This window comes from Kocuria sp. U4B (assembly GCF_054875615.1).
On the sequence record NZ_CM142180.1, the window covers coordinates 1,663,446 to 1,677,722 of the forward strand.

The 14,277-nt window shown below is 74.5% G+C and carries 13 protein-coding genes and 1 pseudogene; 7 read left to right on the forward strand and 7 right to left on the reverse strand.

Annotated features, from left to right (window positions below; genetic code table 11):
* The first annotated feature begins 24 nt into the window (after positions 1–24).
* Together ACYSMR_RS07935 and ACYSMR_RS07940 are read left to right on the forward strand one after the other, a co-directional pair.
* Positions 25–1,497: an NCS2 family permease gene (locus tag ACYSMR_RS07935; RefSeq protein ID WP_251332749.1), complete on the forward strand. Its 1,473-nt coding sequence runs from the start codon at positions 25–27 to the stop codon at positions 1,495–1,497.
* 101 nt (positions 1,498–1,598) lie between these two features.
* A complete protein-coding gene (locus ACYSMR_RS07940; RefSeq protein ID WP_461747868.1) occupies positions 1,599–1,997 on the forward strand; it encodes a YchJ family protein in 399 nt (132 codons plus the stop codon).
* Between the two features lie 27 nt (positions 1,998–2,024).
* Here ACYSMR_RS07940 and ACYSMR_RS07945 read toward each other — a convergent pair whose 3' ends face one another.
* From ACYSMR_RS07945 to ACYSMR_RS07955, 3 genes are all read right to left on the reverse strand, one after another.
* Entirely contained in the window at positions 2,025–2,393 is a 369-nt protein-coding gene (locus ACYSMR_RS07945; protein ID WP_309125575.1) for a VOC family protein, read from the reverse strand.
* A 9-nt stretch (positions 2,394–2,402) separates the two neighbouring features.
* Complete coding sequence (locus ACYSMR_RS07950; RefSeq protein WP_461747869.1) at positions 2,403–3,278, reverse strand: SDR family NAD(P)-dependent oxidoreductase; 876 nt, start codon at positions 3,276–3,278, stop codon at positions 2,403–2,405.
* 103 nt (positions 3,279–3,381) lie between these two features.
* Complete coding sequence (locus ACYSMR_RS07955) at positions 3,382–4,392, reverse strand: AraC family transcriptional regulator (RefSeq protein ID WP_461747870.1); 1,011 nt, start codon at positions 4,390–4,392, stop codon at positions 3,382–3,384.
* Positions 4,393–4,475: 83 nt separating this feature from the next.
* On the opposite strand from ACYSMR_RS07955, the gene ACYSMR_RS07960 reads away from it, so the two are divergent.
* Both ACYSMR_RS07960 and ACYSMR_RS07965 read left to right on the forward strand, forming a co-directional pair.
* A complete protein-coding gene (locus ACYSMR_RS07960) occupies positions 4,476–6,011 on the forward strand; it encodes a flavin-containing monooxygenase (protein ID WP_461747871.1) in 1,536 nt (511 codons plus the stop codon).
* Positions 6,008–6,931, forward strand: coding sequence for an alpha/beta fold hydrolase (locus ACYSMR_RS07965; RefSeq protein ID WP_461747872.1), 924 nt, complete (start codon positions 6,008–6,010; stop codon positions 6,929–6,931). The genes ACYSMR_RS07960 and ACYSMR_RS07965 overlap by 4 nt, the downstream gene beginning before the upstream one ends.
* 52 nt (positions 6,932–6,983) lie before the next feature.
* Here ACYSMR_RS07965 and ACYSMR_RS07970 read toward each other — a convergent pair whose 3' ends face one another.
* From ACYSMR_RS07970 to ACYSMR_RS07980, 3 genes are read right to left on the reverse strand one after another with little or no spacing between them, the layout of a single operon-like run.
* The gene (locus tag ACYSMR_RS07970) at positions 6,984–7,847 is read right to left on the reverse strand and encodes a spermidine synthase (RefSeq protein WP_461747873.1); all 864 of its coding nucleotides are present in this window, start codon (positions 7,845–7,847) and stop codon (positions 6,984–6,986) included.
* Positions 7,844–8,359: a GNAT family N-acetyltransferase gene (locus ACYSMR_RS07975; RefSeq protein WP_461747874.1), complete on the reverse strand. Its 516-nt coding sequence runs from the start codon at positions 8,357–8,359 to the stop codon at positions 7,844–7,846. The genes ACYSMR_RS07970 and ACYSMR_RS07975 overlap by 4 nt, the downstream gene beginning before the upstream one ends.
* Positions 8,360–8,382: 23 nt before the next feature.
* Positions 8,383–8,700, reverse strand: coding sequence for a thiamine-binding protein (locus ACYSMR_RS07980; protein WP_251332758.1), 318 nt, complete (start codon positions 8,698–8,700; stop codon positions 8,383–8,385).
* Between the two features lie 162 nt (positions 8,701–8,862).
* On the opposite strand from ACYSMR_RS07980, the gene pta reads away from it, so the two are divergent.
* Complete coding sequence (gene pta / locus ACYSMR_RS07985; protein ID WP_251332759.1) at positions 8,863–10,956, forward strand: phosphate acetyltransferase; 2,094 nt, start codon at positions 8,863–8,865, stop codon at positions 10,954–10,956.
* Positions 10,957–11,002: 46 nt separating this feature from the next.
* Positions 11,003–12,238 carry an acetate/propionate family kinase gene (locus ACYSMR_RS07990; protein ID WP_461747875.1) on the forward strand — a complete coding sequence of 412 codons (1,236 nt, stop codon included), beginning with the start codon at positions 11,003–11,005 and terminating at the stop codon, positions 12,236–12,238.
* A gap of 124 nt (positions 12,239–12,362) precedes the next feature.
* On the opposite strand, the pseudogene ACYSMR_RS07995 reads toward ACYSMR_RS07990, so the two are convergent.
* A pseudogene (locus tag ACYSMR_RS07995) lies at positions 12,363–13,320 on the reverse strand (MFS transporter); the annotation flags it as partial.
* Between the two features lie 190 nt (positions 13,321–13,510).
* Here ACYSMR_RS07995 and ACYSMR_RS08000 point away from each other — a divergent pair.
* Entirely contained in the window at positions 13,511–14,269 is a 759-nt protein-coding gene (locus ACYSMR_RS08000; RefSeq protein ID WP_461747876.1) for an IclR family transcriptional regulator, read from the forward strand.
* Positions 14,270–14,277 lie beyond the last annotated feature (8 nt).

The following is a 14,277-nucleotide window of genomic DNA, read 5'->3' on the forward strand; positions in this document are numbered from 1 at the left end:
CCCGTCGACCGCCCAAGGACCACCATGGCCTCCTCCACCCCCGTCTCCGCCGAGACCTCCCCGCCCCGTCCGCCGCGCAACGGCCTGGACCGCTTCTTCCGGATCACCGAGCGCGGCTCGTCCGTGCCGCGCGAGATCCGCGGCGGCGTCGCGACGTTCATCGCGATGAGCTACATCGTGGTGCTGAACCCGCTGATCCTCGGCTACGGCCCGGACGGGGCGGGCAACGTCCTGGGCGGCGAGCGCGTCGCCGCGGTGACCGCGCTGATCGCCGGCGTGATGACCATCCTCATGGGCCTGGTGGCGCGCTCGCCGTTCGCCGTCGCCACGGGCCTGGGCGTCAACGCGTTCCTCGCCGTGACCGTCGCGACCACCCCGGGCATCACGTGGCCCGTGGTCATGGGCCTGGTGGTGTGGGCCGGGCTCATCATGTTCGGGCTGGTGCTCACCGGCTTCCGGACCGCCGTGTTCAACGCCGTGCCGGCGTCGCTGAAGACCGCCATCGTGGTCGGCATCGGCCTGTTCATCGCGCTGATCGGCTTCGTCAACGCCGGGTTCGTGCGCCGGATGCCGGACGCGGCCGGGACCACCGTGCCGGTCCAGCTGGGCAACGGCGGGACGCTGCTGGGCTGGCCCACGCTGACGTTCGTCGTCGGGCTGCTGCTGATGGTCGCCCTCATGGTGCGCAACGTGCCGGGGGCCATCCTCGTCGCCGTGGTCCTCACCACGGTCCTGGCGCACGTGCTCGAGGCGTTCGTGCCCTCCGGCTCCTCGGTGGACAGCCCCGCCGGCTGGTCGCTCGTGGTGCCCTCCGCCCCGGCGTCCCTGTTCGCGCTGCCCGACCTCTCCCTCGTGGGCTCGGCCGCCCCGCTCGAGGCCTTCGCGAACCTCGGCGCCCTGGCGGCGCTGCTGCTGATCTTCACGATCCTGCTCTCGATCTTCTTCGACGCGATGGGCACGATGGTGGGCCTGTCGGAGCAGGCGGGGCTAGTGGGCCGCAACGGGCAGATCGAGAACGTGGACCGGGTGCTGCTCGTCGACGCCGCGGGGGCGATCGCCGGCGGCGCGGGCTCGGTGTCCTCCAACCAGATCTTCGTGGAGTCCTCGACCGGCATCGCCGACGGCGCCCGCACCGGCCTGGCGAACCTGGTCACCGGCGTGCTGTTCCTGCTGGCCATGTTCATCACCCCGCTCGTGAACGTCGTGCCGTTCGAGGCCGTGGCCCCGGCGATGGTGATCGTCGGGTTCCTCATGGCCCGCCAGGCGGTGCGCATCGAGTGGGAGGACTGGGGGCTGGCCATCCCCTCGTTCCTGACCTTCGCGGTCATGCCGTTCACCTACTCGATCGCCGACGGCATCGGCGCGGGCTTCGTCTCCTACGTCTTCATCCGCCTCGTCCAGGGCCGGGCCAAGGAGGTCCACCCGCTGATGTACCTTGTCGCGGCGGCCTTCGTGGTCTTCTTCGGCAAGGGCGTGGTCGAGGGCTGGATGGCCTGAGCCCCGCCCCTGCTCGCGCGAGCGCAGAAGGCGGCCGCCGGAGCGCTCCGGCGGCCGCCTTCCGTCATCCCGCCGGGAGCGGACGGTGATAGGACAGGAGCATGATCGACGACGACGCCCGCTGCCCCTGCGGCACCGGGGAGACCTACGGGGCCTGCTGCGGGCGGTTCCACGCCGGCCGCTCCGCGGCCCCCACCGCCGAGCTGCTCATGCGCTCTCGCTTCAGCGCGTTCGCGGCCGGGGACGCCGCCTACCTGCTGGCCGCCTGGCACCCGCGCACGCGCCCCGAGCACCTGGAGCTGGACCCGTCCCTGCGCTGGTACCGGCTCGACGTCCACGGCACCGCCGCCGGCGGGCCCTTCGACCGGGAGGGGCACGTGGACTTCACGGCCCGCTGGCGCAGCGGCCCCGGGACCGCCGGGCGGGGGGAGCAGCGGGAGAACTCCCGGTTCCTGCGGGAGGACGGCCGGTGGTACTACGTGGACGGCGTGGTGGGCTGAGCCGCTCCGGGCGGCGGGAGCCCGGGCTCAGTCGTCCTCGAGGTCGGCCAGCACGCAGAACTCGTTGCCCTCCGGGTCGGCGAGCACCACCCACGTCACGTCGGAGCCCTGGCCCACGTCCGCCCGGCGGGCGCCCAGGGACTCCAGGCGCGCCACCTCCCCGGCCTGGTCGCCGTCCGCGGCGCGCAGGTCCAGGTGCAGCCGGTTCTTGACGGTCTTCGGCTCCGGGACGAGCAGGAAGTCCAGGCGCGGCCCGGCGGCGTCCTCGGGCGGGGCGATCCCGACGTAGCCCTCGGCCTCGCCGTGGACGACGTAGCCCAGGGCCTCGCACCAGAAGCGGGCCAGGGCCTCGGGGTCGCGGCAGTCGACGGCCACGGAGTACACGGTGCTGGTCATGGGGCCAGCCTAGGCACGCCGGCGCCGCCCCGGGAAGCCCCGCGGCACCGCCTGCAGCACCGGGGTGAGCGCGCGCAGGACCGGCCAGTAGGACCCCGGGAGCAGCCGGGCCAGGGCGGCGGGCAGCACGGCGGTCGGGGCGACCAGCAGCCGTCCCCGGCGCTTCTCCACGGCCCCGAGGATCTCGGCGGCCGCCCGCTCCGGCGGATAGCCGAGCAGGGCGGCGAAGCTCTCCCGGTCCGCCCGCGCCCGGTCCTCCGGCACCGTGGCGGGCCGGCGCGCGGACTCCGCGATGCGGGTGCGCACCCCGCCGGGGTGGACCACGGTGACGCCGACGCGCCCCGCCAGCTCGTGGCGCAGCCCCTCGGTGAAGCCGCGCAGCGCGAACTTGCTCGACGAGTAGGCCACCTGCCCCGGGGGCGCCACGAGCCCGAAGAGACTGGACACGTTGACCAGGTGGCCGCCGGGGGCGCGCAGCAGGGCCGGCAGGAACAGGCGGGTCAGCGCCACGGGCGCCCGGAAGTTCACGTCCATCACCCAGTCGAACTCCTCGGCCGAGACCTGGTCGAAGCGCCCGCCCAGGGCGACCCCCGCGTTGTTGACCAGCAGGTCGATCCGGGGGTGCTCCGCCAGCACCCGCTCGGCGACCGCGGGCAGCGAGGAGAGCTCCGCGAGGTCGACCACCACGGTCCGCAGCCGCACCTGCGGGTGCCGCTCCCGGATCGACGCGGCGACGCCGTCCAGGCCGGCCGCGTCGCGGTCGAGCAGCACCAGGTGGGTGCCCCGCGCGGCGAGCCCGCGCGCCAGGTGCTCCCCGATCCCGGAGGCCGCGCCGGTGAGCACGGCGGTGGCGCCGGGGAAGCGGAAGGGGGCCGAGGGGGACATGGGCTGCTCCTGGGTGGTGGACGGGGACCGCCCCCAGTCTGCGCGGGCGCGGCGGGCTCGCGCTTGACCCTCCACGACAGGAAGTTGACGCCCCGCGACACGCTCAGGACGCCGCGGGGCCCCGGCGCCGGACCTCGCGGGGCGGGACGCCCCACCACCGCCGGGCGCAGCGGGTGAGAGCGGAGGCCTCGGACAGGCCCACCAGCCCGGCGATCTGGCTCACGGGGACGTCGGTCGTCGTGAGCCAGCGCAGGGCGGCGCCGCGCCGCGTCTCGTCGAGGACGGCGCCGTAGGTGGTGCCCTCGGCCGCGAGCCGGCGCTGGAGGGTGCGGGGGTGTAGGTCCAGCACCCGGGCGACCGCCTCGATCTCGGGGGCGGCCGTGCCGAGCAGCTGCGCCAGGACGCCCCGGACCCGGGGCGTCCACGCAGCGCCCCCATGGGGGAGCTGGGTGTCGAGGAAGGCCAGCGCCACCTGCCGCACGCGGGCGTCCCCGTGCAGCGGGCGGGCCAGGGTGCTCGTGGGGATGCGCAGCAGCGTCCCGGGCCGGTCCGTGCGCACGGGCACCCCGAAGAACTCCTCGTAGGCGTGGGCCGGTGCGGCCGGGCGGTGGGCGAGCTCGACGGTGCGCAGCCCGTAGCGCCCGCCCACCAGCGAGACCAGGGCCCGGTGCAGCAGCCCCAGGCCGAGGTCGGTGCCCTGGGGGCTGTGCATCGCCTCCGCGGAGCTGCCGTAGCGCACGGCCGTCACGCCGCGGGCGCCGTAGGGGTCCGCCCCGAGGGACAGCTGGAGGAAGGACGCGTGGACGAACAGGTAGCGGGAGGTGCACTCGAGGGCGTCGCGCACCGTCTCGGAGTGCCGGGCGGCGAGCGCCAGGGGCCCGAGCACGCCGGGGTCCTGGCGCGCGGCCACCCGCAGCCCGAGGTCGGGGCAGTCCCGCTCGCGCGCGGCGGTCTCGAGGACCCGCCCCACGGCCTGCGCCGGGACGAGCAGGTCGTCGGTGTCCAGGGCGGCGCGGGGCAGGCCGGCGGCGTCGGCGAGCGCCTCGGCGTCGCCGCCGAGCTCGGCGACCGTGGCGCGGAACCCCCGCAGCGCCGCGGATCTGATGACGGACACGACTTCTCCCTTCTGTCGCCCAGGGTCAAGCAATCGTCGTCCAGCGTCAAGCACGGCGGGGCCGGCTCGGCGATCCTGGAACCATGCCCGAACTCGACCCCTCCTCCGGCGGCGCCCCTGCGGCGGAGCACCGCGACGTGGTCGTCGTCGGCGCCGGCCTCTCCGGGATCGGCGCGGCCTACCGCCTGCAGACGGAGTGCCCGGAGCACTCCTACGTCGTCCTGGAGGCCCGGGACTCCGTCGGCGGGACGTGGGACCTCTTCCGCTACCCCGGGATCCGCTCCGACTCCGACATGTTCACCCTGGGCTACCCGTTCAAGCCCTGGCGGGACCCGCAGTCGATCGCCGACGGCCCGTCCATCCTCGCGTACGTCCGCGAGACGGCGCAGGAGTTCGGCATCAACCGGCACATCCGCTTCCGCACCCGGCTCGTCTCGGCCGACTGGTCCGGCGGCGAGCACCGCTGGACCCTGGGCCTCGAGGAGCGCGGCGAGGACGGCTCCGTGCGCCGGCGCTCCCTGACGTGCTCGTTCCTGTACTCGTGCGCCGGCTACTACGACTACGAGAGCGGCCACGCCCCCGGCTTCCCGGGGGCCGAGACCTTCCGCGGGCGCGTGGTGCACCCGCAGTTCTGGCCCGAAGACCTGGACTGGGCCGGCCGGCGGGTGGTGGTGATCGGCAGCGGCGCGACCGCCGTGACCCTCGTGCCGGCCATGGCGGACGAGGCGGCGCACGTGACCATGCTCCAGCGCTCCCCCACGTGGATCAGCGCGGTGCCCGGCCGGGACAGGCGCGCGGACGCGCTGCGCCGGGTGCTGCCGCCGCGGACGGCCCACCGGCTGATCCGCACGAAGAACATCCTCTTCGGCACGGCGTTCTACCAGTTCTGCCGGCGCCGCCCGGCCCTGGCGCGCGCCTTCCTCACGGGCAGGGCCGCCCGGGCCCTCGGCTCCGAGCAGCTGGTCGCCGAGCACTTCACCCCCTCCTACGACCCGTGGGACCAGCGGCTGTGCGCGGTCCCGAACGCGGACCTGTTCAAGGCGCTCAGGAAGGGCCGCGCGGAGGTCGTCACGGACGCGGTCGACACGTTCGTGCCCGAGGGGATCCGGCTGCGCAGCGGGCGGGTGCTCGAGGCCGACGTCGTCGTCACCGCCACGGGGCTGAAGCTGCGGTTCTTCGGCGGGGTGGTGCCCTCGGTGGACGGCACGCCGGTGGAGCTGTCCGAGCAGTTCGTGTGGAACGGGGCGATGCTCACGGGCGTGCCGAACTTCGCGCTGTGCATCGGCTACACCAACGCGTCCTGGACCCTGCGGGCCGACCTGACCCACCGGCTGGTCTGCAAGGTGCTGCGGCACATGGACCGCCACGACGCGGTGGCCGTGGTGCCCCGGCGCGCCGAGGGGATGCGGGAGCACCCGCTGCTGGACCTGAGCTCCGGCTACGTCCGGCGCGCGATCGCGGGCTTCCCCCGCCAGGGGGACCGCCACCCGTGGCGCGTGCGGCAGAACTACCTGCTGGACTCCGTGACCACCCTTCGCACCCCGCTCTCCCGCACCCTCGACCTCGTCCCGCGCACCGGCCGGCGCCGCGGCACCCGCCACCAGGAGGCCCTGGCATGAGCGAGCACCCTGCCCCGGACCCCCCGGCGGAGACCACGAACGGGACCACGACGACGGTGCCGGTGGCCGGGCGCCCGGTGCGCATCCGCCTCTCCGGGCCGGCGGACGCCCCGCCCGTCGTGCTGCTGCACGGCATCGGCCGCAGCCTGGAGGACTGGTCGGCCGCCCACGAGCTGCTGGCCCGGGACCACCGGGTGCTCAGCACCGACCTGCCCGGCTTCGGCCTCACCCCGGCGGGGGCGGAGAAGCCGGGGCTGGCGGCGTTCGCGCGCGCCGTGGTCGGCGTGCTCGACGCCGTGGGCGAGGACCGGCCCGTGCACCTGATGGGCAACTCGCTGGGCGGGGCCGTGGCCATGACGGTCGCCGCCGAGCACCCCGAGCGGGTGGTGGGGCTGTTGCTGGCCAACAGCGCGGGCTTCGGCCGCGAGGCCAACGTCTCGCCGATGCCGATGCTCTGGGCCGCGCTGTCCCGGCTGCCCGTGCTCGGCCCCCGCTTCCGGCCCCTCTCGAGGGCGGCCGCGGTGCGCTCCAACCAGAACTGCTTCTTCGACCCGGCCCTCGCCACCCCCGAGCTGCTGCGCCACGCCGCGACGGTGGGCTCCCAGCCGGACTTCCGCGCCACGTTCCTCGGCACCTACCGCAGCATCGGGCTGCCGGTGCTCGGCGTGCTCCCCGGCTGGCGCAAGGACCTGCTGGAGCGGATCCGCGCGTCGGGCGTGCCCGTGCTCGTGGTGTGGGGCGACTCCGACGCCGTGCTGCCCGCTCACCACGCCCGGGCCGCGGCCGCCGCCCTGCCCGCCGCCCGGCTGCACGTCTTCCCGGACACCGGGCACATGCCGCAGATCGAGCGGACCGAGGAGTTCGTGGCGCTGGCCCGCGAGTTCGTGGCCGCGGTGGAGGAGTCGCGCCCGGCCGGGTGACGGGTCCGCGCTCCCCAGGGCGCGGCCCCTCGCGCAGGGGAGGGGCCGCGGATCAGGGGTCGTGGCGCGGCGGGGTGCCCCCGGCGAACGCGCGCGCCCACGCCGCGTCCTTGTACTGCGCCGGGACCGCCCCGCCCAGCAGCTCGCGCGTGAGCGCCGCGGCCTCCGGTGAGCCCTCGGCCGGCAGCGCCGCGTGGGACGCGCCCAGCACGATGTTGCCGTAGCGGCGGCCCTTGAGCATCGCCGGGTCGGCCACGGCCGCGACGTGCTCGAACACCGCGGACAGCGCCGCCAGCTCGGCCCGGGCCCCGGCGAGGTCCCGGGTGTCGCCGCAGTTGAGCACATACAGCCCGCCCGGGGCCAGCACCCGCTCCACGTGGCGGACGAACTCCACCGTGGTCAGGGGCTCCGGCGTCACGGCGCCCGCGAACACGTCCCGGACCACGACGTCGCGCGTGGCGGGGGTCAGCGACTCGGTCACCGCCCGGGCCTCCCCCACCCGGATCCGCAGCAGCGGGGCGCGCGGGAGGTCGAACCACGTCCGGACCAGCTCGGCGAGCCGGCCGTCCAGCTCGACCACGACCTGGCGCGCCGCCGGGTGGGCGTGCGCGAAGAAGCGCGCCAGCGAGCAGGCGCCCCCGCCGAGGTGCAGCACCCGCAGCGCCGCCGGGTCCAGGTGCGCGGCGACGTGGGCGTCCACGAGCGCGGCGATCCAGCGCATGTACTCGAAGTCCAGGCGCTCGGGGTGCTCGGGGTCCACGTGGGAGGAGGGCACGCCGTTGACGTGCAGCACCCAGGAGCCGGGCGCGTACTCGTCCGGGACGAGCTCGGCGGTGCCGGTGGAGATCTCGTAGGTGCCGGCCGCGGGGCCGGCGGACGGCGGCGCGTCCGGCGCCCGCCTGGACCGGCGGTTCACGCGGCGCCCGTCCGCACCATCCGGTGCATGTGCTGGCCCGCCCAGGGCCCGCCGGCCGGGAACGACTCCTTCAGGGGACGGAAGCCGTGCTTGGCGTAGAACCGCTCGGCGCGGGGGTTGCCGTCCATGATCCACAGGTAGGCGTCCGCCGGGCCGAGCGCTGCCTCCAGCAGAGCCGCGCCGAGGCCCGTGCCGTGGGTCGCCGCGAGCGTGTAGAGCTGGAACAGCTGCAGCGGCAGGACGGGGGCGGGCACCCCGGCCCTGGCCTCCCACGCCGCGGGAGCCGGTCCGGCCGCGGCCAGGCCGAGGGGGGCGCCGTCGTCGCCGACGGCCAGGAGGGTGCGCACGCCCGGGTCGGCGAGGAGCGCGCGGTCGTAGCCGGCCGCGCGCCCGGCCGCGGCGTGCTGCCGCTCGGCGAACGCGTCGCCGAAGAGCGGCCGGTAGGTCTCGTCGAGGCAGCGCCGGTGCAGGGCGGACCACGCCGCGGCGTCGGAGGCGTCCGCGGCCCGCACGTGCACGGTGGTCGCGGAGCGGGTCAGGACTCGATCGCCTGCCGCTGGATCGCGGCCTCGAGCCGCTCGACCTTGCCGCTGAGCTCGCCCGTGCGCCCCGGGCGGATGTCGGCCTTGAGGACGAGGGAGACGCGGGGGCCGAAGGCGCCCACCGCCTCGGTGGCGCGCTTGACGACGTCCATCACCTCGTCCCACTCCCCCTCGAGGGTCGTGAACATGGCATCGGTCTGATTCGGCAGTCCGGACTCGCGGACGACGCGGACGGCGGCGGCGACGGCGTCGTGCACGGACCCGCTCGAGTCCGCACCGCCCGTCGGGGAGACGGAGAAGGCAACCAGCATGCCCCCAGTCTCCCACCCGGGGCGGGTCCGCGACACCCCGCGCCGCACCCCGCGCGGAGTCCCGGGGACGGCGACGGCCCCGTCCCCGGTCCGGCCGGTGGGCGGACCCTAGACTGGGACCAGCACGCCCGCCCCGAGCCCGCCCATCGGAGGACGCCCGCCATGACCCAAGGCATCTACGTCAGCGCCATGACACCGCAGTCCGGCAAGTCGCTCGTGGTCCTGGGGCTCGCCGACTCCCTCTTCCGCAAGACCGACCGCCTGGGCTACTTCCGCCCCGTCCACCTCGGCGCGACGCCGGCGGACGACCCCATGCTCCAGCTGATGAAGCGCAACTTCGGGCTCAAGGACGAGCGCTGCCGCGGGGGCCTGTCCCTGGCACGGACCCGTGAGCTGCTCGCGGCCGGGAACCACGACGAGCTCGACGCGACGGCCGTGAGCGTCTACGCCGAGATGGCCCGGCACTGCGACGTGGTCGTGGTGGACGGGACCGACATGCTGGCCCACAACGCGGCCACCGCGGAGTTCGACATGAACGCCCGGATGGCCAACAACCTCGGCGCCTCCGTCCTCGCCGTGATCGGCGCCGACGAGGCGGAGAGCCCCGACGACGTGCTCAACGCGATCGAGGTCTCCCGCGCCGAGCTCCACCAGGCCGGGTGCGACATCTACGCCGTCATCGTCAACCGGGCGCGGCCCGAGTGGGTGGACCGGCTCACCGCCCACGCCGCGCGCGGGGTGCGCGGTCTGCCGGTCTACGTCATCTCCGAGAACCCGGCCGTGGCCGCGCCCACGGTCGCCGAGCTGCGGGACGCGCACGGGTTCGGCACCGGCCCGGCGCAGGTCTCCCTGGACCGCGACGTCAGGGGCGTGAAGGTCGCGGCCATGACCGTGGGCCACTACCTCGACCAGCTCGCCGACGGCGACTTCGTCATCACGCCCGGGGACCGGGCCGACATCGTGGTCGCCTCCCTGGCCTCGGCCCTCTCCCCCGCCCTGCCCGTCCCCTCGGGGATGCTCCTGACCGGCGGCTTCACCACCGAGGGACGGATCCAGGAGCTCACGGCCGCCGCACCCTTCCCCGTGCTGACCACGGAGCTCGACACCTACAGCGCCGCGCGGGCGGTCTCCCGCGCCCGCGGCACCCTCTCGGGCGCGCACCCCCGCAAGGTGGCGGCCGCCCTGGGCGAGTGGGCCCGCCGCGTGGACGGCCAGGAGCTCGTGAGCCGGCTCGACCTGCCCCGTCCCGCCCGGCGCACCCCTCTGCGCTTCCTGCACGAGCTCGTCGAGGCCGCCCGCGCCGACCGGAAGAACATCGTCCTGCCCGAGGGCGAGGACCCCCGCATCCTGCGCGCCGCGGAGATGATCCACCGCCGCAACTTCTGCGACCTCACCGTCCTCGGCGACCCCGGGAGGATCGCGCAGCTGTGCCAGACCGAGGGCATCAACCTCGACTTCGACGAGGACGGGCTCACGCTCATCGACTTCGAGCACGACGAGGTCCTGCGGGAGAAGTACGCCGACGAGTACGTGCGGTTGCGCGCGCACAAGGGCGTGCAGAAGGAGGCGGCGCTCGAGCGGATGCTCGACGGCTCCTACTTCGGCACCATGATGGTGCAGACGGGCGACGTGGACGGCATGGTCTCCGGGGCGGCCCACACCACCGCCAACACCATCCGCCCGGCCCTCGAGTTCGTGAAGACCGCCGAGGGCGTGAAGATCGTCTCCTCGGTGTTCTTCATGCTCCTCGCCGACCGCGTCCTCGTCTACGGCGACTGCGCCGTGAACCCGAACCCGGACGAGCAGCAGCTCGCGGACATCGCGCTCGCCTCCGCCCGCACCGCCCGCCGGTTCGGGGTGGAGCCCAAGGTCGCGATGCTCTCCTACTCGACCGGCGGCTCGGGCTCCGGCCAGGACGTCGACAAGGTGCGCGCGGCCACCGAGATCGTCCGCAGCATGCACCCCGACTTCGAGGTCGAGGGCCCGATCCAGTACGACGCCGCGGTCGACGCCTCCATCGCCGCCTCCAAGCTCCCCGGCTCGGCCGTGGCCGGGCAGGCCACCGTGTTCGTCTTCCCGGACCTGAACACGGGCAACAACACGTACAAGGCCGTCCAGCAGTCCGCGGGCGCCGTGGCCGTCGGCCCGGTCCTGCAGGGGCTGCGCAAGCCCGTCAACGACCTCTCCCGCGGCTGCACCGTGGACGACATCGTCAACACGGTCGCGATCACCGCGATCCAGGCCCAGAGCATGTAGCCCACCGCCCGCCGTCCCCGCCCCGCCGTCCCCAGGGAGTTCGCCCATGCTGGTCCTCGTCGTCAACTGCGGCTCGTCCTCGCTCAAGTACCAGGTCCGGGAGGTCGTGGCCGTCCCGGACGTCGAGCCGCAGCCCTACACCTCGACCATGCCGGCCCTGGACGAGAACGTCCCGCTGGAGGTCGCCACCCGGGGGGAGGTGGGCGGCGAGGTGCTGGCCTCCGGGCTGGTCGAGAACATCGGCGGGCCCGGGATCCGCGACCACACGCAGGCCCTCGAGCTGCTGGCCGAGCGGCTCGAGGAGGAGCTGGCCGGGCGCACGATCGACGCCGCGGGCCACCGGGTGGTGCACGGCGGGGAGCGCTTCTCCGCCCCGGTGCTGGTCAACAACGAGATCATCCGGGAGATCGAGCGCCTGGCCCCGCTGGCCCCGCTGCACAACCCCGCGGCCGTGCTGGGGCTGCGCGCCGTGCAGCGGACGTGGCCGCACCTGCCGCAGGTCTGCGTGTTCGACACCGCCTTCCACCGCACCATGCCCGAGCACGTCTGGCGCTACGCCATTCCCGAGGACATGTACACCCGCTACGGGATCCGCCGCTACGGCTTCCACGGCACCTCCCACGACTACGTGACCGGACAGGCCGCGCAGTTCCTGGGCGTCCCGCGTGATCAGTTCGCCGCCGTCGTCGCCCACCTGGGCAACGGCGCCTCCGTGACCGCGATCAAGGACGGGCGCTCCTACGACACCTCCATGGGCTACACCCCGCTGGCGGGCCTCGTGATGGGCACGCGCTCCGGGGACCTCGACCCGTCCGTGGTCACGGCCATCATGCGCCGGGACCCCGCCGCGGACCCGGAGACGCTCGACGCCATGCTCAACAAGGAGTCCGGGCTCAAGGCGATCGCCGGCGACCACGACATGCGCGCCGTCCAGGAGGCCGCGGACGCCGGTGACGAGCGCGCGGAGCTGGCCCTGGAGATGGCCGCCTACCGCCTGGCGAAGTACGTCGGCGGCTACCACGTGGCCGTGGGCGGGGCGCAGGCCCTCGTGTTCACGGCCGGGATCGGCGAGAACGCCGCCCCGTTCCGCCGGCGCGTGTGCGAGCGGCTGGGCGCCCTCGGCATCACGGTCGACGACGACGCCAACGCCGTCCGCTCCCCCGAGGTGCGCCGCATCTCCGCCCCGGGCTCCGCCGTGGAGGTGCTCGTGGTGCCGACCGACGAGGAGCGGGCGATCGCCGAGGCGACCGCGGCCCTGGTCGACCGCCGCCGCGGCCGCTAGCCGGGCGTCCCCAGGACGGCACGCCGCTGACCGGACCGGCGGCGTGCGCCCCGTGGACCGTGGACCGGGGCCCGCGGCCCCGGGGCGTCAGCGCGAGGCGCTGGAGGCCCGGCCGCCCCGACCGCCCGGCCGCCCCGGTGATGAACACCGGCTTGCGCCCGACCCGGTCGGCGACCCTGGCCGCCGCGGGGATCGCGAGCAGGGCCACGGCGTTGGCGATGACGGAGACCCAGAGCATGGTCGAGCGCTCCAGGCCCACCACGGAGGTGGCGAAGGACAGCGACCACACCAGGAAGACCACGTTGACGGTGTTGATCATCGCGGCCGCGGCCACGCGGAGCACCGCGGTCTTGTGGTACTTGAACATCAGGGACAGCGGGGTGGCCGGCTTCTCGCTGGGCAGCTCGGCCCTGGTCAGCTCGAAGGCGGGCGGCTCCTCCAGGTGGCGGCGGATCAGGTAGGCCACGACCACCACGACGGCGGAGAGCCAGAACGGCACCCGCCAGCCCCAGCTGAACAGCTGCTCCTCGGTGAGGACCAGGGTGAAGGGGATGAACACGGCCGTGGCCAGCAGGGTGCCGAACTGGGTGCCCTGCAGGGTCCAGCCTGGTGGTGAAGGCCCGCTGGGGCTCGTTGGCGTGCTCCAGGGAGACGGAGATCGCGCTGGCTTGCTCCCCGGAGGCCGACAGCCCTTGGATGATTCGACAGGTCACGAGCAGGGCCGGGGCCAGCAGCCCGGCCTGGTCGTAGGTGGGCAGGCAGCCCACCGCGAAGGTCGCCCCGCCCATCAGGAACAGGGTGAGCATGAGCACGAACTTCCGCCCCAGCCGGTCCCCCAGCGGGCCCATGACCAGCGCGCCCAGGGGCCGGACGACGTAGGCCACGCCCACCGTGCCCATGGACAGCAGGATCGCCACCCCGGGGGAGGTCTCGGCGGGGAAGAACAGGTGGTTGAGCACCAGCGCGGCGGCGGTGCCGTAGACGGCGAAGTCGTAGTACTCCAGGGCCGAGCCGATCCAGCTGGCCAGGGCCGCCTTCCTCGGCGTCTTGACATGGGCGGCCGGGGGTGAGGCGTGGGCCATCACAGGACCCTTCACTCGGAGGTCTGGTGGTCGGGAAGGAGGGGCGGCAGGAGGCCCGGCGCTCACGCCCGGGAGCAGGAGAGGCGCCCGGAAGCACCTTCCACCTTGTTCTCATATGTTGGCAATAATTGCTGTAGATTGGACTATCGGAATGATCCACATCACACCCGGCGTCAAGGGAGGAACCGCGATGACGGACAGGACCGGCACGGTCGGCAAGGCTCTCGGGGTGCTCACGCTGCTCGGCGAGTACCCCCGGGGGGCTACAGCGGGCCAGATCGCCGAGGCGGCGGGGTACCCCTTCAGCACGGCCTACCGCCTGCTCAACACCCTGGTCGACGCCGGTTTCGCCACCTACGACCCGCAGGAGAAGCGCTACGGGCTGGGCCTGCGGATCTACCAGCTGGGCCAGAAGGTCGCCCACCAGCGGGGCTTCGAGGGGGCGGCGGTCCCGGTCCTGCAGCAGCTGACCGACCTCACCGGGGAGAGCTCGATCCTGGCCGTGCTCGACGGCGACCGGTTCCTGACGGTGCACAAGGTGGACGGACCGCAGTTCCGCATCACCACCGACCCCGGCGACCGCGGACCCCTGCACACCTCCTCCCTCGGCAAGGCCCTGCTCGCCTTCGCCGATCCCGCCACGCGCGAGCACCTGCTGGAGACCGTCGACCTGACCCCGCGCACCGAGCACTCGGTCACCGACCGCGACGAGCTCCGGCACCAGATCGAGCAGGTCCACCGACAGGGCTGGGCCGGCCAGTCCGAGGAGAACGACATCGGCATGGCCGCCGTCGCCGTTCCCGTCCTGTCCCCGTCGAACCGGCTGATCGCCGCGGTCTCCCTGGCGGCCCCCGTCTTCCGGACCGATCTGCGGGGACTGCAGGGCCACCTGCCCGAACTGCGCCGGGCCGCCGCCACCCTCGCGCTGGAGCTGCCGCTGCGGCCGTGACCGTCCGC

Coding starts and splice junctions, on each gene's coding strand:
- ACYSMR_RS07935 (WP_251332749.1), top strand. CDS start 25: ATGGCCTCCTCCACCCCCGTCTCCGCCGAGACCTCCCCGCCCCGTCCG.
- ACYSMR_RS07940 (WP_461747868.1), top strand. CDS start 1,599: ATGATCGACGACGACGCCCGCTGCCCCTGCGGCACCGGGGAGACCTAC.
- ACYSMR_RS07945 (WP_309125575.1), bottom strand. CDS start 2,393: ATGACCAGCACCGTGTACTCCGTGGCCGTCGACTGCCGCGACCCCGAG.
- ACYSMR_RS07950 (WP_461747869.1), bottom strand. CDS start 3,278: ATGTCCCCCTCGGCCCCCTTCCGCTTCCCCGGCGCCACCGCCGTGCTC.
- ACYSMR_RS07960 (WP_461747871.1), top strand. CDS start 4,476: ATGCCCGAACTCGACCCCTCCTCCGGCGGCGCCCCTGCGGCGGAGCAC.
- ACYSMR_RS07965 (WP_461747872.1), top strand. CDS start 6,008: ATGAGCGAGCACCCTGCCCCGGACCCCCCGGCGGAGACCACGAACGGG.
- ACYSMR_RS07980 (WP_251332758.1), bottom strand. CDS start 8,700: ATGCTGGTTGCCTTCTCCGTCTCCCCGACGGGCGGTGCGGACTCGAGC.
- pta (WP_251332759.1), top strand. CDS start 8,863: ATGACCCAAGGCATCTACGTCAGCGCCATGACACCGCAGTCCGGCAAG.
- ACYSMR_RS07990 (WP_461747875.1), top strand. CDS start 11,003: ATGCTGGTCCTCGTCGTCAACTGCGGCTCGTCCTCGCTCAAGTACCAG.
- ACYSMR_RS08000 (WP_461747876.1), top strand. CDS start 13,511: ATGACGGACAGGACCGGCACGGTCGGCAAGGCTCTCGGGGTGCTCACG.